Origin of the sequence: Paenibacillus glycanilyticus NBRC 16618 (assembly GCF_004000805.1) — a bacterium.
Taxonomy (GTDB): Bacteria; Bacillota; Bacilli; order Paenibacillales; family Paenibacillaceae; genus Pristimantibacillus; species Pristimantibacillus glycanilyticus.
The window spans coordinates 217,975-236,432 of sequence record NZ_BILY01000003.1 but is presented as its reverse complement, the minus strand read 5'-3'; the positions used below and the strand labels follow the sequence as shown (position 1 = coordinate 236,432).

13 protein-coding genes are annotated in these 18,458 nt (G+C 50.4%); all 13 read left to right on the top strand.

What is annotated here, in order from left to right; genetic code table 11:
- Window positions 1-82 precede the first annotated feature (82 nt).
- The 13 genes from PGL01S_RS03680 (at window position 83) to PGL01S_RS03620 (ending at window position 18,280) form a co-directional block, all read left to right on the top strand.
- A complete protein-coding gene (locus tag PGL01S_RS03680; RefSeq protein ID WP_127491500.1) occupies window positions 83-1,759 on the top strand; it encodes an extracellular solute-binding protein in 1,677 nt (558 codons plus the stop codon).
- A gap of 122 nt (window positions 1,760-1,881) precedes the next feature.
- Entirely contained in the window at window positions 1,882-3,456 is a 1,575-nt protein-coding gene (locus PGL01S_RS03675) for a response regulator (protein ID WP_127491498.1), read from the top strand.
- A complete protein-coding gene (locus tag PGL01S_RS03670; protein WP_127491496.1) occupies window positions 3,456-5,225 on the top strand; it encodes a cache domain-containing sensor histidine kinase in 1,770 nt (589 codons plus the stop codon). The genes PGL01S_RS03675 and PGL01S_RS03670 overlap by 1 nt, the downstream gene beginning before the upstream one ends.
- 28 nt (window positions 5,226-5,253) lie before the next feature.
- Window positions 5,254-6,276: an NAD-dependent epimerase/dehydratase family protein gene (locus PGL01S_RS03665; protein ID WP_164775366.1), complete on the top strand. Its 1,023-nt coding sequence runs from the start codon at window positions 5,254-5,256 to the stop codon at window positions 6,274-6,276.
- Between the two features lie 125 nt (window positions 6,277-6,401).
- Window positions 6,402-8,075 carry an apiosidase-like domain-containing protein gene (locus PGL01S_RS03660; RefSeq protein ID WP_164775365.1) on the top strand — a complete coding sequence of 558 codons (1,674 nt, stop codon included), beginning with the start codon at window positions 6,402-6,404 and terminating at the stop codon, window positions 8,073-8,075.
- Between the two features lie 179 nt (window positions 8,076-8,254).
- Window positions 8,255-9,988 carry a DUF3863 domain-containing protein gene (locus tag PGL01S_RS03655; RefSeq protein ID WP_127491490.1) on the top strand — a complete coding sequence of 578 codons (1,734 nt, stop codon included), beginning with the start codon at window positions 8,255-8,257 and terminating at the stop codon, window positions 9,986-9,988.
- On the top strand, window positions 9,964-10,167 hold the full coding sequence (locus tag PGL01S_RS03650; protein ID WP_127491488.1) for a hypothetical protein: 204 nt from the start codon (window positions 9,964-9,966) through the stop codon (window positions 10,165-10,167). The genes PGL01S_RS03655 and PGL01S_RS03650 overlap by 25 nt, the downstream gene beginning before the upstream one ends.
- Window positions 10,168-10,180: 13 nt before the next feature.
- Window positions 10,181-11,224, top strand: coding sequence for an SGNH/GDSL hydrolase family protein (locus PGL01S_RS03645; protein WP_164775364.1), 1,044 nt, complete (start codon window positions 10,181-10,183; stop codon window positions 11,222-11,224).
- Window positions 11,221-12,012 (top strand): ChbG/HpnK family deacetylase, encoded by a 792-nt coding sequence (locus tag PGL01S_RS03640; RefSeq protein WP_127491484.1) that lies wholly within the window; start codon window positions 11,221-11,223, stop codon window positions 12,010-12,012. Before PGL01S_RS03645 ends, PGL01S_RS03640 begins: the two co-directional genes overlap by 4 nt.
- Before the next feature lie 3 nt (window positions 12,013-12,015).
- Window positions 12,016-13,311 carry a glycosyl hydrolase family 28 protein gene (locus PGL01S_RS03635; protein ID WP_127491482.1) on the top strand — a complete coding sequence of 432 codons (1,296 nt, stop codon included), beginning with the start codon at window positions 12,016-12,018 and terminating at the stop codon, window positions 13,309-13,311.
- Between the two features lie 88 nt (window positions 13,312-13,399).
- The gene (locus PGL01S_RS03630) at window positions 13,400-15,088 is read left to right on the top strand and encodes an amylo-alpha-1,6-glucosidase (RefSeq protein ID WP_127491480.1); all 1,689 of its coding nucleotides are present in this window, start codon (window positions 13,400-13,402) and stop codon (window positions 15,086-15,088) included.
- Between the two features lie 88 nt (window positions 15,089-15,176).
- Window positions 15,177-16,925: a cache domain-containing sensor histidine kinase gene (locus tag PGL01S_RS03625; RefSeq protein WP_164775363.1), complete on the top strand. Its 1,749-nt coding sequence runs from the start codon at window positions 15,177-15,179 to the stop codon at window positions 16,923-16,925.
- Window positions 16,922-18,280 carry a response regulator gene (locus PGL01S_RS03620; RefSeq protein WP_127491476.1) on the top strand — a complete coding sequence of 453 codons (1,359 nt, stop codon included), beginning with the start codon at window positions 16,922-16,924 and terminating at the stop codon, window positions 18,278-18,280. The genes PGL01S_RS03625 and PGL01S_RS03620 overlap by 4 nt, the downstream gene beginning before the upstream one ends.
- The last annotated feature ends 178 nt before the right edge of the window (window positions 18,281-18,458 follow it).

Sequence of the window (18,458 nt, the reverse complement as noted above, 5' to 3'; positions counted from 1 at the left end):
CGGATAGGCTGTTAGCCTAGCTGCTTCCTCCCGAAGAGTTTCTATATATAATAAAGAATGACGAGAGGGGATTACTTAGACAATGAAGAGATCAAGGAAATCATGGTTTGCCATCGCGTCCGCGCTCCTTATTGCAAGCTCGGTTCTCGGAGCCTGCAGTAATGGCAACAACAAACCGGAAGCTTCTCCGACGACCGGAACATCCGGTGAATCAACGCCATCCTCCGATAACGCATCCGCATCGCCGGCCGGCTTCCAGCTTGGCAGCCAACCGCTTAAGTTTTCCATGTACGGCAATTATGATTGGCTGACGCTTGATCCCTGGGCGGACGACGTTCCCACGAAGTGGATTCAGGATAACCTGAAAGTCACGATTGATCCGGTTCAATCAGGCGGCGCCGCGCAGCAGAAATTCAGCACCATGCTCGCTACCGACGATCTGACGGACGTCATTCTACTGGACCGCGGACCGGATGTGGAGAAGCTCCGCCAAGCCGGCAAGCTGGTTCCGCTCGACGATTACTATAACAAATATCCGAACTTCAAGAAGTGGATGGGCGACGAGACAATTAACATGCTCCGCTCCCCGGACGGCCATATCTATCAAATGCCGAACTGGTACACGACCTCCGCTAACGGGAACGCGGGTTATTTAATTAATCGCAAGGTATATAAGGATCTGGGCTCTCCAAAGCTCGAGACCTTTGACGATTTGTATGCGTATCTGCAGAAGGTCAAAGCAGCTTACCCGGATATGGTGCCGCTTGAGACGGACGTTGAGGCACAAGGCGTTCAAATTCTCGCTTCCGGCTTTGGCGAAGGTTATTCGCCGAACTGGCCGGGTCAGAACCGCGCAGTGCCTGCGGACGGCAAGTTTGTCTCGATTTTCACCGATCCGGTGTTTAACGAAACGATGAAATACGCAAGCAAGCTGTTCAGAGAGAAGCTGATGACGCAGGATTCGTTAACGGAGAAGAAGGAGCAGGTATTTGAGAAGCTTACGAACGGAAAAGCAGCCGTATTCGTGTCTTATTCCGTACTGGAAAATCAAATCAGCGCGGCCAATACCTTGATGCGGAAAAACGATCCGGACAGCGGTTACGAAGTCATTTGGCCGGTTCACAAAGACGGCGTGAGCAAGGACAAGGTGTATCCGAACAATTATAACAAGCTGGGCTGGAACGTTAACGTCATCACGACGGCTGCCAAGGATCCGGAAGCCATCTTTGCCTATTTAGACTGGCTTACAGGTCCGGAAGGCATGTCGACTATATACTTCGGACCCAAAGGAAAGTACTGGGATGAAATGGATGCAAACGAGTATCCCATCCTGAACGATACCTGGTTTAATACGCCGCAAGAGGAAAAGGACAAGGATAAGCTTGGCCGCTGGGCATGGGTTGGCAACACGACGTATTTGGATACGATGAAGATGGCCAACAACGCGAAGATGAAGCCGGAGCAGGTGCAATGGCCGGATACGCAGCAGGCGGCGGTAACCTGGAAAACGTCCCAGGATCTGACGGCTTTCGTTAATCTGATGCCTGCCGGCGATACCGAGGCCGGCATTGCCAAAACGGCTGTTGACGAGATCTTCAAGAAATATTATGCGCAAGCGTTGTTCGCCAAGAGCGATGAGGAAGTAGATGCCATTCTGAAAAAAGCGGAAGAAGAAGCCATGTCGCAAGGCTATCAGAAGCTGCTGGATTTCGAGACGGAGGCTTGGCAGAACAACCTGAAGCAAATAGCCGGCAAATAGGCAAATAAGAATATTTTGCACTGTGAGCGAAGGGGCCGAGCAGATATACTATAGCTATATCTGCTCGGCTCTGCCTTTATTTGCTAGAGCCGCCGGTAAAGACGGGAATCGAGGTGACTACCATGTATCGCGTAATACTTGCCGATGATGAGATGCTTGATTTGGAGGGCATGGAGCTCCTCATGCCTTGGAAGGAGCTTGGTATGGAGGTTGTGTACCAGGCGACAAACGCATATAAAGTCCTGGAGTATTTGAGAGACAATGAGGCGGATGTGCTGGTCACGGATATCCGCATGCCGATTATGTCGGGACTGGAGCTCGTTCGCAAACTCAAGGATACGCATCTGGGTATTAAGGTCGTATTCGTAAGCGGGCATGAGGAATTTCAATACGCCAGGCAAGCGATTCAGATGAATGCAAACGGTTATGTTCTGAAGCCGGTTGACCAGGAAGAGCTTATTCGAGTGCTCCAGGAAATCCGTTCTCAGCTGGATACCGAACGCTATCGCGGCGCTCTGGACGAGAAGTATAGAGAGTCTGCTCCGCTTATCCGGGAACAAAAAATGAAAAGGTGGCTGAGGGGAGAATATTTGCCTGCCGCGGAAGAAGACTGGCTTGCCGAGGCGGAATTGGAAAAAAAGGAATCCATCTATACAGCCTTATTAGCGGAGCTGGATGATGCCGGCCTCAATTATTTAAAACGAACGGAGTCCGATTCCGGCGATGAGCAAGCCGATCAAGCGATGAAGGTAATAGAAAGCTGTTCCCGCTTGCTGGGAGCTTTATTTGCGTTCCGGATCGATTCGATTCGGATGCTTCTCGTCATTGACATTAACGAAGAGTCGGCGGAAGCACGGGGAGCCCAGCTCCTTTCCATGGTCAGAGAGCGATTAAACGGAACCATTACGGTTGCCGCAGGAACTCCATTCTCATCGCTTGCCGAATTGCCGGCTGCTTACTCGGAGGCAAGCCGGATATTGGAGCATAAATGGCTGTCAGGGAAAAACCGCTTGATACGATCCATGAATATTGAAGAAAGAGATTCGGAAGGCAGCCGTCCGGAAATGATGCTGGACGAGCTTTTCAACGCTATGATGCAATACGATCTTGTAAAGATAGACGATTGCCTCGAGAGTTTATTCGCATTCATCAAGCGGCTCGACCGGAAGCTTCATGTCCAGTCCTTCGCCCAGCATATTCTCTCCAAGCTTGATACGTATCTTGAAAGCGTTAACGAGAATTTGGAAAGTCTCTTGGGCATCCGTTTCGAGCAGCTGGATATTCTCTATCATTTCGAGACCGTATACGACATCCAGTCGTGGATGCGCAGACGGTTTTTCGAAATTTCGGAATCCTTGCAAAGAAAAAAACAGAAGAAAAATCATAAGATCATGAAAGAGATTGAAGATTACGTCAATGCCCATCTAGACCGGAGCATTGAGCTGAGGGAAGTTGCGGACCGTTTCTCGTTCTCGCCCAACTATCTGGGACATCTTTTCAAGGAAGAGAGGGGCGTTACCTTCAGCGAGTTCGTTATCCGCCAGCGCCTCACCAAAGCCCATGAAATGCTGCAGGATCCGGTACGCAAGGTGTACGAGGTGGCGTTCAGCGTCGGTTACAAAAATCTGACCCACTTCAACAAGCTGTTCCGGGATGCTTACGGGCTTTCGCCGAACGAGTTCAGGAGGCAGCGTTGATGAATCGATTGCTTGGACTTAAGGATAAGCGGATGTCCTTCGGCTTCAAGCTAATGATCTCTTACCTGGTATTCGCCTTAACGCCAACCGCCGTTGTCGGCATGATCGCTTACCAATCCTCGGTCCACTCCATTAAGGAACAGACCCGGGTTAATCTTAGCGGTACCTTGGAGCAGATGCGGGACAATATCGATTATAAATCATCCGAAATCAAACGCAGCTCGGACCAGCTGTTCTATGATCTTACCGTTCAGAAGCTGCTGCGAACCTACAAGGCGGGCTGGACAAGCTACGACTCGCTGCAGAATTACATGCTGCCAACGTTGCAAAACATTATGCTCCGGGCAAGCGGGAAGCTGCAGGTCCGGCTTTATTTGGCCGAGGAGTCTTTTCCCGAGATCTACGGTGAACTGGATTCGCGGAAGGATCCGCTTGACGAGAACAACCGGTTTGATATTTACCATCTGTCGCGTATCGAGGAAGAATCCTGGTACAAAGACTTGCCTTGGCAAGCCAATCCGGAGGTCATCGACCCTAAGGTATACAGGGGAGAAGAATATGTCTGGAGCCAGGTTGAGAATGACGGGCAATTCGGCAATGTATCGATGATCCGCCGCCTTGTCGATTTCGATAAGGGAAGGACATTCGGCATTCTCCGCATTATGGTCAAGGTGGATGCTTTGCTCGAAGCTGCCGATTACCGCAAGCTGGGAGAATCCAGCACGATTTTGGTTGCGGACGGCAAAGGCGCGACCATGCGTCTGTCGGGCGTGAGACCGGATATCTCCGGAGAGCATGCTGGAACGCAAACCTTTAAGATAGAGGATGTCTTGCCCGGGTTAGGCTGGAAAATTGTCGCGTCGCTTCCGCAATCGGTCCTGGAGAAAGATGCCAGGCATGTCCGGAATTTGACGCTGCTCGTTTGTTTTATAAGCACGATCGTCCTTATTGCGATAGGTATATTAATTTCGCGTTATTTCTCTAATGGGGTAAAAAGGGTCATCGCTTCCTTGAACGCGTTCCGGAGCGGCGATTTCGGAAACCGGATGGAGATTAATGGCGCCGATGAATTCGCTCAAATTGCAAGGGCTTTCAATAAAATGAGCAAAGACATCGACCGGCTGATTCAAGAGGTATACCTGGCTAACATTGAGAAAAAGGAAGCTGAACTCGAGACGCTGCAAGCGCAAATTAATCCGCATTTCCTGTACAATACGTTATCCTCGATCAGCAGACTGGCCAAGATGGGCGAGATCGACAGGCTGCACGACATGGTTATGGGGTTAGCGAAATTTTACAGACTTACGCTTAACGAGGGCAAGACGCATATTCCCGTTACGAAAGAGCTGGAGCAGGCTATTACTTATTTGGAAATTCAGAAAATCAAGCACCGGGACCGGATTCAGGTATGGTATGACATCGAGCCTTCGGTATACGGGTATGAGACGATCAAAATCATTCTGCAGCCGTTTCTGGAAAATGCGCTACAGCATGCTTTTTTCGAGGATCGGATGTCGTTAAAGCTGACGGCTAGACGGAAAGGGGAAACCATCGTCTTTGGCATTGTTGACGACGGAGTAGGGATGAGCAGAGAGCAGCTTCGGCAAATGAATGATCCGGATGGCGCAAGGATAGGCTACGGCGTACGCAATGTCGATGAACGAATCAAGCTTCAATACGGTCAGGCTTACGGCGTGGAGTTTGGCGGGGGTCAAGGGATGGGAACCTCCGTGCGGATTACGGTTCCGGCGATCCGGGCCGGCGTGTGAAGCTGTTAAGGATGGAGGGATTACCGTTATGAGAAAAGTGTTAATCATCGGCGGCACGGGCATGATCAGCGAAGCGATTACCGGACGGCTGCTCGCAGAGGAAATGACGAAAGTGGTTCATCTGAATCGGGGCAGCAGGCCTTCGCCGGATGGCGTCCGCCGCATTCAAGCGGACCGTGGCAACAAGCAGTCGCTGCTGGAAGCCATTCAATGTGAATCGGAATTCGATTGCGTTATCGACATGGCTGCCTTTTCGCCGCAGCATGCCAGAGACGCGGTTGAATTATTAAGCGGCAAGACGAAGCAGTATGTTTTTTGCAGCACGGTTGACGTATATACGAAGACGGCAAAATATTATCCGATTGACGAGGCGCATGAGAGGAACCCGGCTGCAACCTTCCCTTATGCTTGCGGCAAGAAGGAAGCGGAAGATATTCTGCTGGACGCCTCAGCAAAGTTGCCCGTTACGATCATACGGCTTGCCCAGACCTATGGAGGTACATCCGGCGCTATTGCTTCCATCGGAAGCGGGGAGTATCAGATGCGCCGGCTGCGGGAGGGACGCCCGATTATTGTTCACGGCGACGGCTCGTCGTTATGGGTTGCCTGCCATCGGGATGATGCGGCGGCCGCTTTCGTGAACGCAATCGGCAATAAGCAGGCCGTTGGCCGCGCCTTTAACGTAACCGGTGAAGAGTGGATGACCTTCAATCAATACTGGACGATTGTTGCCAAGGCGCTTCAAGCACCCGTTCCGAAGCTTGTCCATATACCGACGGATCTTTTGCAGGCGATGCTGCCAAAGCGGGCGGAATGGTGCGCCGAGAATTTCAGGAATGTAACGATCTTCGATAATTCGGCAGCCCGTGAGGTGTTGGGTTTCCGGTATACAATCCGCTGGGAAGACGGCATCCGGGCTTTTATCCGCGAGCTGGATCAGCGGGGGCTGATCGCGGGCAGCGAGGAGCTTCCCTTTTACGACCGGTTGCTGGAGCGCTGGGAAGAGCATTCGTGCAGTCTCGTTCAAGAGATACGTCCTTATGAGGATTAAGGAAATACCTGACCATTTTCTATCCAAGAACAGTCATAACTCCTACGCATCTGATGGAAGCTCTCCTGTAAGATAAGGGTGAAATTCATATCAAGACTACTATGACTAGGAACGGAGCTATCTGGATGAACATTTCCTTTGTACCGGTTACGGCAAGCGCGGTTGCCGCTTATGATTGCTATGAGATCGTTATTCAGGTTGATGAACCGGCATTTCGCAATCCATTCACCGAAGTGGAGATCATTGGACAATTCGGACGCGATGAAGACTTATTTACCTTTCAACACGGCACGCCCGATGGCGAGCTCGGAACGGCGGAAAATCGCGACAGTCTTATTCCGGTAGACGGGTTTTGCGATTCGGAAGACGGAAGCTTGTATCGGATTCGTTTCATGCCGCGTTCGGCGGGGCGGTACGTTTACACGGTCTCTTTCCAATACGGGGGCAAGGCATGGTCACATGAAGGGCATTTCGATGCCATAGCAGGCGATAACCGAGGACTGATCCGGGTAGATGAGGAGCATCCTTTTCATTTCGTATGGGAGGGAACGGGCGAGCATTACTTCTATAACGGGATGACGGCTTACCATTTGCCCGGCATTCGCAAGGAAGAAGAAATCAGGCGCACGCTGGACCGCTTTCATCACCATAAAGTCAACCGGGTGCGAATCGGGTTAAGCTCCAGCCGGGTGCGCAATGCGATGGCCTGGTTCGAACCGGTATACGAGTCGGAGGATTTCACCTTCTGCTATGGCCCTTGGAAGGCAGAACGTCCGGATGATGCGGAAAATCCGGGATGGGACGTAACAAGGTTCGACTTGGCTTATTGGCATAAGCTGGAGCGGACAGTCGAATACGCCCGTCAGAAAGATATCGTTCTTTCTATCATTATGTATGTAGACGCTTACCGAAAGGGTGCTGATCCCTTTGGCAAGTTTCTGATGGGCGGACAAGACGAACAGAGGTATTTCCGTTATGCGGCGTCACGGCTGGCAGCTTTCCCTAATATAACCTGGGACCTGACGAATGAATACCGTTTGATTCGTCCGCATCAATGGGTGGAACGGATGGGGCATTATCTTCAATCATGCGATCCCTATCATCATCTTATGACCTGCCACGGGCATGGAACCTTTGAATTCCGGATGTCCGGTTGGGCTGATTTTGCCGTCTATCAAAGCTGGGATGAGAGCGGCGGCTATTCGTACATGCGGCATAACAGGGAATTGCAGCTGCAAACAGGTAGAATCATCCCCCAAATCAACGAAGAGTTTGGCTATGAGGATCATTACCCGACGGCTTGGGGCGAAGGTAAAGTATACCCGATGAGAAGCCGCGATACGCTGCGGCGCAGAGCGTGGGAAATCTATATGGCAGGCTGTTATCAGACAAGCGGAGAATACGCGGGACATGGACTCGGCGGCTGGGTTAACGGGCGCGGCGATGATTCGATGAGGCTGCTCGAAGGTTTTGCCCATATTGCGGCGTTCTTCGAAACCTGTGCGTGGTGGAAGGCGAATCCGAGTGAAGCTTTGGTCAAGCAGCCGGATGCGTTCTGTCTGGCCGATGAGGGTGATCTGTACATCGTATATACCCCGGTTCCCCAGAACATCGAGCTTCAACTGCAAGCCGGGAGCTACGAAACGACCTGGTATAACCCGAGAACAGGAGAATTTATGGAACCGCATGTTGTTCAAGCGTCGGGACAAGCCGTTCAGTTCGAGTGCCCTAAGGTAGGGAGCAGCGCCAGCGCTACAAATGATGATTACGTGCTCCGTCTTAGACGAAGCGAAGCCTAATATCGTTATACCCGGCAGGCCGTGGAGAATCCTGAAAGTGGAATTCGCCACAAGCCTGCTTTTTTTTTCGAGAGCATAATCACTCGATCTTCCTACCTGCAGCAATCTATTGTCCCACTCTAGTTTCGGTAGCCGCCTCTATAATGAGGAGGATATACGAGCAGAAAGAAGGGACAGGCATGAGCAAGATGTACGTAAACGTCATTCACCGCGCAGACCGGGGGGCGTCTATGCTGGAAGGAATCAAATTTCAACAGGATGAAGCTCACCGCGCCGGCATTCGAACAACGATTCTGTTGTCATACGAGGGGCTATGCGATCCGGATATGGTGGCTTACGTAAAGACCCAAATGGCGCTAGGCGATGAAATAGGCATTCATTTCCACAACATGATGTGCGAGGAAATGCTTCCATACGCGGAAAGCGATGAGCAGGCCTTGTATTTGCATTCCTATTCGTCGAAAAAGAATATCGTGGACCGCATCTTCGGGGTATTCCAAGCGGAATTCGGGTTTGTGCCAACTGCCATAGGCGGTTATATCATGGACACAGAAACAACGCTTTATATTAAAGAAAAATATCCGCAGGTGAAAACGTCCATCACGAACTGTTTCGAAGAAGGCGTCAAGATGTTCGAGGGCAATAACGGCTCCTGGTATTTGTTCAGCGACGGCGGACCTTGGGGGGCCTTCTATCCTTCGAAATATCACTATCTGGCTCCCGGTCGGGATAAGGAAAACTCCATTGATCTCGTTGCCCTACCGCATCTGAATCGTGACATGGTGCTTGCGCTGACAAGCCGTGACGATTATTTCTCTTCCCATCCCGCCAATGTGATGAGAGCGAAAGCAAATGATGGCCCAAACAGCCCGTACATGCACCGGTTCGTTGACCAATGGATTGAGCAGAAGAACTATAACGGCTTCTCCTATTACAACGTATTTGTCAGCACGCCGTGGGTAGTGCCCGGCAATATCTTTGTCGATAACTTTGAACATGCGCGCGCATTATATATCGATTCCCTGCAATACCTGAAAGGGAAGGCGGAGCAAGGCGAAGTGGAATTCATGACGATGAGCGAATTCGCCGACTTTTACAAAACGGAGATTGGTGCCGGAGCGGCGGAAGTCACCTTGTGGAAGGACATCCTCGCCGGCACGAAACGCCAAACGTTCTGGTACGCGGATTCCTATTTCCGCGCGGCTATTGATTTGAATATTGGCGGCGTTATTTGCGATTTCCGCCCGTATGTCGGGGAGTTGTCCGGCGATACCGGACCGGATACGGACATTTTGTGGAACGGCAACTATCCGTATGTCATTGCTCGGGAGCATCGCGGCCATTCCGGACACCGCTGCGTGATCAAGTATGAAGATGCATCGGCCAGCATTGAAGGAAAACGCGCCAAGGGAAGAATCGAACGTACGCCGGATGGCAAGCAGCAGCTTGTAGTCGAGCCGATCCGCATTCAAGTTGGCGGTCTCGAGGTTACGCTGGAATCCGCGTTCACCTTCACGGGAGATGGCAGAATTCTTATTGAACGACGCGTTCTTGAGCTGTCCGATCCAACGGCTGAAATTACACTGACGGAAGTGCTCGACGGCTGTTACGGAACAACGGTGTATCCGGAGGATATGCGAGGCATTGAATTGACCGTACTGTCGCATCAAGAGGAGAAGCACACGATCCCGTTTACTTACCGTTCGAAGGAAGCGCGCGTTGCGGCTCCGGCGGAAGTGAAGGCCATTATCCCGCAAATCCGCACGCAGTTGTCCCTGACTCCCGAAGGGGAAGCGGATTGGGGCAGCGTGAAGGAAGGCGTCCTGTTCAAACCCTACTACAAGCTCACGCTTGAGAAAAAAGTTCAGCTCGGAGGTGTCCTGTCATCATGGCTCAACGCGGAAAAACGATGAAATTGCTGCTATGCCCTTCCTGCTTCGCCAGAGAGATCGATTACTTGCTCGCTTATGACAAGGAGGAAGATGAATATTATTGCCAGCGTTGCTGTTATGCGGGTACAGAAGAGAACGTACTAGAGTTCTACAAAGTATTCCGCAATGAAAAATATAAACTTTATAACGTCACTTATTAGGAGAGGATCCTTTGTGAATTATAAAAATCTCTATTTGCATAATGTCGTGGAGCTCAAGCCGGTGCAAGGCGGAGAAGAGGTGCAATTGTGCCGCATTCCGAATGCTCTGCGGCTGCAGCTGCACGAAATTGCGCATGATTCGGCACTCAAGACAGGCTCCGTCGAGATCCGTTTTCATATGAAATCGGATCGCGTAAAGCTAAAGTTTGCCGTGCTGAACGCGGATCAGCTGACAGGAGGACACACCGTTGCCGAGGTATATCACGGAACCTTCCAGGAGAACGCTCCTCGGATTCTGGGTACCCATGTGACGGAAATCGAGATTGAACGTCCGAAGGAAATGGAGCTTATGCAAATGATTGCAGGCAAAGAGCAGCTCCGTTTTTCGCCGGATCTCGTACGCGTCATCCTCCCTTATGAGAGCCATATCGCTCTAGTTGGCGTGGAGGGGGAGACGGAGCTGCCAAGAGAAGGCAGCATGCCGGAGCGTAAAATGCTCCTGTACGGTTCGTCGATCTCCAGTGGCGCGTCAGCCGTTCGTCCAACTGGAGCTTACAGCATGCGCACGGCCGAGAAGCTTGGCGTGGATCTATGGAGCTTGTCCATGGCCGGCGCGGCTATGATTGACGCGGAGATGGCGGATTATATCGCGCAGCTGCACGGTTGGGAGTTTGCCTTTATCGAGCTCGGCATAAACATGATTTGGGACGTCAAGAATGGAGTCCCGGGTTCGCCGGAGGAATTCAGGAAGCGCGTCGATTATTTTATTTCGACCATCGCGGATGCTCATCCGGATAAGTGGATCTTTGTAACCGATCTGTTCACCTACATGGGAGACGTGAGAAACGGAGAGCTTGGACAGCAATTCCGCAGCATCGTAGCAGAAAAAGTCAAGCAAATGAACAGACCAAAGCTGATTCATATCCCCGGCAAAGAGCTGCTTACCAAAACATCTCTGTTAACTTACGACATCATTCATCCCTCCGAAGAAGGACATCTCGAGATTTCGAATCATTTGGCGGAGCAGATCAGCCGTTATTTGCCGGTGACGGTATGATACGGCTCTTGCTTCGGGGCGATGATTTCGGAGGCAGCCTGTCGGCGAATCAAGCGATTGCGGAAACTTGCGAGCACGGCTTTCTGAGAAACGTCAGCGTGATGGCTCCGGGGTCTTACCTGGAGCAGGGTGCCTTGCTGCTCGCCGATTGCAAAGAGATTTGCTTCGGCATGCATATTACGATGAATGCCGAATGGGACCGCGTGAAATGGAAGCCTGTGCTTCCTTGTGAACAAGTGCCAAGCCTTATAGATGAACAAGGGTACTTCCTGTCTCATCCATCCCTTATGGGGAATGTGAATTTAGAAGAAGCCATTGCGGAGACTCTCGCGCAATATGATCGGCTCCGAGAGGTCGGATTCCCGATTTCGTACGTCGACGAGCATATGTTTTTCAGCTATTCCGTGAAGGGTTATGCGGAGTGGCTCGATAACTGGTGCCGACAGGAAGACCTCGTCAATTTCCATCGTTACTTTCAGCCGCTTCCAAGGGCAGCCGAAGCTGCGGCAGTGGAATTGGCAGATCCGAATGATCTGGCCCAGATTTATCTATCCCGGCATATGCAAGATATACAAGCAGCTCCGGAAGGGCTATATACCGTCATTCTGCATCCGGGTCTAGACAGCGTCGAGATGCGGCAATTCGGCAACGCCGAGTTGGACGGCGCGGACATCGCCGCGGAGCGGGCTGCCGAACGCAGGATGCTTCTGGATCCGCGTCTTGAATCTTTTTACAGCCAATACGGCGTGATCTCCGTTCGTTACGACGAGCTGGAGGAAAGGAGTTAACCTATGAATATTCATCATCATTACCCAATATCTTATCCCCGCGCCCAAGAGGTGACGGTTAGAGTAAACGGCCGAAAGGTTGACGTGCTTCGCACAAACGTTGCTTATTTCGTTCCGGCTTCTTATTCCGGTTCAGCCGTAGTCGAGATCGAGGCAGCATCGCCAATCCGCTCCGTGGCCATTAGCCCTCTAAAGCTAAATATTCCCGTTGAGGTTTCGGGCAACTCCGCGCGATTTACCTTGGAGGATAACCGGTATTTGCATCTCAAAATCGAGGGCATCTCTCTGCCCCTGTTCTTCTATGGAAATGAGGAGCAGGCGTATGACGGAAAAGCGACGTTGTATTTCAAGGGCGGACAGGTTTATGAAGTTGGCGAGCTTGTTCTTCGCGACAATGAATCCATTTATATTGAAGACGGTGCCGTGGTTAAAGGCAGCGTCCGCGCCAGCGGAGCGTCGAACATCAAAATCTATGGCAATGGCGTACTGGACGGTTCGTATTTCCATGGTACGAGAGATTACAGGACGATCCTGCTGTACGACTGCTCAAATGTTGAGATTCGGGATATTATTATGGTCGAACCGCCGTGCTGGATGATCATGCTGGCGAACTGCCGTCACGTGCACATCGACCGCATCAAGCAGATCGGCGAGGTGGTCAGCTCAGACGGCATTGATATTGTTGGCTGCCAGCATGTGCTGATCGAGAATTGCATTCTCCGCAATAACGATGACTGCGTTGTTATTAAAGCGTTTGACTGGTCGGAGAATCCGAACAGCCCCATGCTGTATGCGGCTAAAGACGTGCATAGCATTGAAGTACGCTCCTGCGTCTTCGTTAACGGACCATCAGGCAATGCGGTTGAAATCGGCCATGAGCTGACGATTGACGAAGTAAGAGACGTCAAGTTCCATGATATCGATATCGTCTCCGTCAACGGTTACGGCGCCGCGCTCAGCATTCATGTAGGCGATCGCGCAACGGTACGGGACATCGTATTCGAGAATATCCGAATCGAGCATTATTACGATAAACTGATCGATTTTCGGGTCATGCGCTCCATGTACAACACCGACAATGAAAGAGGTCGAATCCAGGATATCCTTCTGAAGGATATCGAGGTTTTATCCTCGCTCTACAATCCCGGATATTCCATTTCCGTTATCGGCGGATACGATGCGCAACATCCCGTTGAACGCGTAACCTTTGACAACTTCAAGCTTGGCGGCCACAAAATCATGAACGGCAATGAGCTTGATCTCTTCGTAAAGGAAGCAAAAGACATGAAGTTCAAATAACAGCCGATTATCGACTATTTTCGAACGATTTTCCTACCGGCTCGCGGAATCGGCTTTTTATACTTTACATTAGGGGGGCATCTCGTTTATGCAGGTCGATGTATCCAAAATACCTTTTAGTTATCCGGGCTCTTATTTCGCCATTAACCGGATGGGGACGTACGAAGATGAGCCGGAAGGCCTTTATATAAGATCGCTTCATAAAGACGTTTACCGCCAGCGGGTGGCTAGATTGGTTCTCCTTCATGATGGGAATCCCGTTCCGTTCAAGGAAGAAGCATCAGCCGCAAGCATCGCGCTTCGGTCGGAATGTGGCAGCGCGGTCATTTGCTTCGAAGATCCGACTACCTTGCAGGTCCAGACGGAAAACGTAAGCATTCGATTCCAATTTATTAGAGCCTCGCACGTTGTTCCCTATGGCGCGAATCAATGCGAAGTGAATTCGGACGGCTCGCGCGAGCATATCCGTTTAACCGCCGCTGCGGGAGATTTGAACGTAAACACGAGCTGGAACGGCGATAATGCGGATTACGTCAACATCGACATTGCGCCAAGTGCGGGAGAAGCTTCTGCCGAGGGCGTTCTGGAGCTATACCGGGACAGCATTTCGTGGAAGGAACGGACGTATTCCTCCTTCTCGGACAGCCTGCAAGCTGCAGCGTACAAGTTCGAGGCGTATGAACAAGCCTCTCTCCAGCTCCCCGAGCGTTATTCGGAAGCGAGGCAGCTGGCCGTCTATTTGAACTGGATGGTACAGGTTCGGCCTTACGAGAATATCACGCGGCCAACAATGTATGCATCCAAAAGCGGAATGTGCGGCATCTGGAGCTGGGACCATTGCTTCCATGCGATGGCTGTTGCGGAGCAGGATCCGGAGCTGGCTTGGCATCAATGGATGCTTGTTTTTGATCACCAGGATCGGTTTGGAGCCTTGCCGGATACAATCACGGACAACTATCTCGTAAGAGGTTACGTGAAGCCGCCAATCCATGGATTTGCGCTGCGATGGATGATGGAGCAAACGGAATGGGTGACGAATGACCATCTGCTTGAGGCTTATCCTTCGCTGGCGAAATGGACGCTTTGGTGGTTCAATCACCGGGACAGCGATAAGGACGGCATGCCGGAATATCATAACGGCAACGACTGCGGATGGGACAACAGCACGATATTCGCGGATGGCATGCCGCTTGAAAGTCCCGATCTCGCTACCTATTTGATTATTCAAATGGAGACCCTTGAGACGATCGCTAGAAAGCTTGGCATGCTGGCCGAAGCAAACAGCTGGAGAACAAGGTCGCAGCAGCTGCTCGACAACATGCTTGAGCATTTTATTGACGAAGGCAAGCTTAAGGCAAGACGCGCAGGCAATCATGCGTTTGTGGAGAGCAAATCGTTAATTCTGTATCTGCCTTTACTGCTCGGCGAAAAATTGCCTAAGGAGATCCGAGACCGTATGATAGAAGAGCTAAAGGTTGAAGGAGCTTTCTTGACGGAATACGGACTGGCGAGCGAACGTCTGGACAGCAGTTCATTCGAAGAGGACGGATACTGGAGAGGTCCGATCTGGGCGCCTCCCATGTTCCTATTATCCCATGCTTTAAGGGAGTTAGGCGAAGAGGAATTTGCCAAGGATCTTGCCGGAAGATTCTGCAACTTGGTCGCGAAGAGCGGAATGGCTGAGAATTTCCATGCCAAGACCGGACGAGCATTGCGCGATCCCGGCATAACTTGGACGTCGAGCATTTTCTTGCTGCTTGGCAGTAAATACGCATAATTAATAAACTTATAATGGTAACATGAACATAGGATGTCTCCCGCGAGCGGGGGCGTCCTTTTCCTATACAGAGCAGCGGGGGATTAGGATGGTAAAAGGATTAGCGAGAATTGTACGGACCAATACATTAATGTTTAAATTAGGAAGCGTCATGACGCTCAATCTTCTCATTCCGATTCTGCTGATCGGCAGCATTTCCTATTACTCGATTTATTCCATCTTGCAGAATAACATCGAGAAGGGCGTACAGAGCCGGATGAAGGAGATCGAGCATTCGATGCAGTCTTCCCTTGATAATCTGGGCTATGCCTCGCGGCAGCTTACTCTGGACGGGGATATTGGCAAACGTCTGGAACAATACATGAATCCAACCATCCCGAACAACCTGAAATCGGAAATTCAAAGCGACATTGAATCGCGGCTTACGTTAATCAGCTATGCGAACCAAGGCCTTGGCCCGATGTATTATTTCATTCCGGAGCAGCAGATGAATCTGTTCCAAACGATGCTGCTCAAGAAAAACGTAGATCCCATGGAATATCCAACCTTGTTCACGGACCCGCTTACTTTATATCAAGGGCCACATCCGAGCATTTATTTGTACAGCGACAACATTGTATTCTCGATTGTTCAGGAGATGACGGGCAACCGGAACCTGCCCAAAACTTATGTCTATATCGAAACCAACTTCAAAGTCGTTCAAGACTTGTTTCCGAAAGACGCCTTTGGCTTTAACGTGAACTACCTCATTCTTGATTCAACGAACAAAATTTTGTACAGCGATTTAAAGGATACGTATCCCATTAACTCCGAAATGTCATTATCCGGCTCATCCAGCCAGGTAATTAACGATAATGGAAAAAAACTGTTCGTGCAGCGCGGCGAAGGCAACTGGTCGATCGTCGCGGTCGTGAACAAAAGAGATTTATCCGACGAAATTATTTCCTGGTCCATCCGTTACGGGTTAATTGCGGTTGGTTCATTAATCATCTGTCTTCTGCTGGCCTGGATGACCTGGCGGTTTATCAATCAGAAGCTGAGCTTGCTTAAGGAAGAAATTAAACAGACAACCGATCTTCAGTTCGACCGTCCCTACGTCCCCATGAACATTATCGAATTCGACGAAGTGGTGGACCGGTTCTACCTGATGAGGACCCGAATCCGGGATCTAATCGTTGAAGTGGAAGAGAAGGAGAAGAATAAGAGGAAGCTGGAAGTGCAGAAGCTGAAGTATCAAATTAACCCGCATTTCATTCATAACACGCTGAACACGATTCAATGGATCGCAAGAATGCACAAGCAGGAGGAAATCGTGAATTTGGTCTCTATTTTCTCCCGGATTTTGCATTATAACTTGGGGAAAGAAGGAGAAATCGTCCATCTCCGGGAAGAGATATCCGCGCTTAAGGATTACGTGGCGCTGCAGAAAATTCGTTACAATCATCACTTCCACGTCGCATTCGAGATTGATCCGGATACGGAGGAGCTGCCGATTATCCGGTTCCTGATCCAGCCTTTGGTAGAAAATGCGATGTATCATGCGTTTGTGGACGATAACGGGCAAATTACGGTACGCGTGTTCAAAGAAAACGAAACCTCTTTCATGATTGAGGTCGAAGATAACGGGCAGGGAATGGATCCCGCTACGATTCAAAGACTGCTGTACTCGGATAACGAGAAGCGGAAGAGCGGAATGGGAATTGGCCTTAAATTCGTAAACCATATGATCCGGGAATATTTCGGCGAAGAGCATGTATTCGAAATAACGAGTGAGATTGGCGTGGGGACGATTATAAGAATCCGTCTTCCGATTCTGGACAAGGAGGCTGTTCAATGAAAACATTAATTGTAGACGACGAGCATTTTGTGAGAAAAGGGCTTATTTTGACGGTCCCATGGAAGGAATATGGCTTTGACATTGTCGGGGAAGCGGAGAATGGACAAAAAGCATTGGAACAGCTAGCGGCTCAGCCGATTGAGGTTTTGATCACGGATTTGACGATGCCCAAAATGTCGGGCTTTGAATTGATGAAAGAGGTGCAGCAGCAGTATCCCCATATCTGGATTGTCGTACTGACCTGCCATCAGGATTTCGGGTACGTGGTAGACGCGATGCATGCCGGAGCGATTGACTATTTGGTGAAGACGCAAATTGAAGAAGGCAAGATGGAAGAGGCATTAGCCAGAATCGAGAAACGGATTAGCGATGGAACCAGGCACCGGCAACAGGCGGTTGTTCATAAATCATCGTGCCCGGAGCTGATTGTCGTTCCGGCCCGAGCCCATGCGAAGCTGGATATGGTTCCATGGCCGGCATCACCTACGATTATGCCTATCGAACAAGGCTGCTTCCGCATTGCCGACTATGGCATTTACGACGTCAAACCGCTTCATAAGTTTTGGGAGGAAGAGCAATTATACGAAAGCTGGATCCCCGTTGTATACGAAACGGCACCGGAGAAGGAATTTATGTCGACGAAAGATTGGGTCGCTCAAGTGAAAGAAAGCGTCTTTTACCGTTTCCGGCGAGATCTCCCATCCCCGTTGCGATTCATTCCCGCGGTCAGCCGCCCGGCGAAAGGCATGGAACCTCTTGAGAAGATCGACCGAATGTTTCACTCCATGCACTGGATCTTTGATATGGGCTTGTATCAAACCTGGATTCAGCTGGTGGAAGAAGCAGAGCCAAACTCCTCGTACATGAGCGATGTAGTCGGCAAATTTCTGAAGGCGTTGTCCGTTATTCAAGGCTCTCCGACAGAGCTTGTAGAAAATAGATCCATGCTGAAGCAATGGGATTGGCATGAGCTGCTGCAAAGCTTGACCGAACTGAGGCTTTTCCTGCAGCAGCGCAATTTCCCGGAAGAGACGGCAATCGGGATCTATAAAGCCATTTTGCTTATCCATGACGAATTATCCGAGAATCTGAATCAAGAAAACGTGGCGCAAAGGGTTGCGTTAAGCCGAAGCTATTTCGGCCAATGCTTCCGTCCTATTGTAGGCATGTCGTTCCATGAACTGTTAACGGAAATGCGAATCCGCAAAGCCGAAGAGCTTCTCGTCACGTCCAATGAATACATTTATTCCGTTGCGGAGCAATCCGGATTCCAGGACGAGAAATATTTCAGCAAGGTGTTCAAGCAGCACCGGAATCTGCTGCCGAAGGAATACCGGGAGAAATACCGCAAATAACCGGATAGACAAATGAGTGAACGAAGTAGGAAAAATGAACGAAGAGCTTATTCGGAAATGTTATTTTACAAATAAACTGCAATCTGTTATCTACCGCCCCCCGACCATAACTACGAGTAGAATTTCCGTCTTGCTTGGTAAAATAGGAGAGCAAGAACGAAAGGACAGCATCGAAAGG

Excerpts from the sequence above, each read along its gene's own strand:
- PGL01S_RS03680 (WP_127491500.1), top strand. The coding sequence starts at position 83 with ATGAAGAGATCAAGGAAATCATGGTTTGCCATCGCGTCCGCGCTCCTT.
- PGL01S_RS03675 (WP_127491498.1), top strand. The coding sequence starts at position 1,882 with ATGTATCGCGTAATACTTGCCGATGATGAGATGCTTGATTTGGAGGGC.
- PGL01S_RS03670 (WP_127491496.1), top strand. The coding sequence starts at position 3,456 with ATGAATCGATTGCTTGGACTTAAGGATAAGCGGATGTCCTTCGGCTTC.
- PGL01S_RS03665 (WP_164775366.1), top strand. The coding sequence starts at position 5,254 with ATGAGAAAAGTGTTAATCATCGGCGGCACGGGCATGATCAGCGAAGCG.
- PGL01S_RS03660 (WP_164775365.1), top strand. The coding sequence starts at position 6,402 with ATGAACATTTCCTTTGTACCGGTTACGGCAAGCGCGGTTGCCGCTTAT.
- PGL01S_RS03655 (WP_127491490.1), top strand. The coding sequence starts at position 8,255 with ATGAGCAAGATGTACGTAAACGTCATTCACCGCGCAGACCGGGGGGCG.
- PGL01S_RS03650 (WP_127491488.1), top strand. The coding sequence starts at position 9,964 with ATGGCTCAACGCGGAAAAACGATGAAATTGCTGCTATGCCCTTCCTGC.
- PGL01S_RS03640 (WP_127491484.1), top strand. The coding sequence starts at position 11,221 with ATGATACGGCTCTTGCTTCGGGGCGATGATTTCGGAGGCAGCCTGTCG.
- PGL01S_RS03635 (WP_127491482.1), top strand. The coding sequence starts at position 12,016 with ATGAATATTCATCATCATTACCCAATATCTTATCCCCGCGCCCAAGAG.
- PGL01S_RS03630 (WP_127491480.1), top strand. The coding sequence starts at position 13,400 with ATGCAGGTCGATGTATCCAAAATACCTTTTAGTTATCCGGGCTCTTAT.
- PGL01S_RS03625 (WP_164775363.1), top strand. The coding sequence starts at position 15,177 with ATGGTAAAAGGATTAGCGAGAATTGTACGGACCAATACATTAATGTTT.
- PGL01S_RS03620 (WP_127491476.1), top strand. The coding sequence starts at position 16,922 with ATGAAAACATTAATTGTAGACGACGAGCATTTTGTGAGAAAAGGGCTT.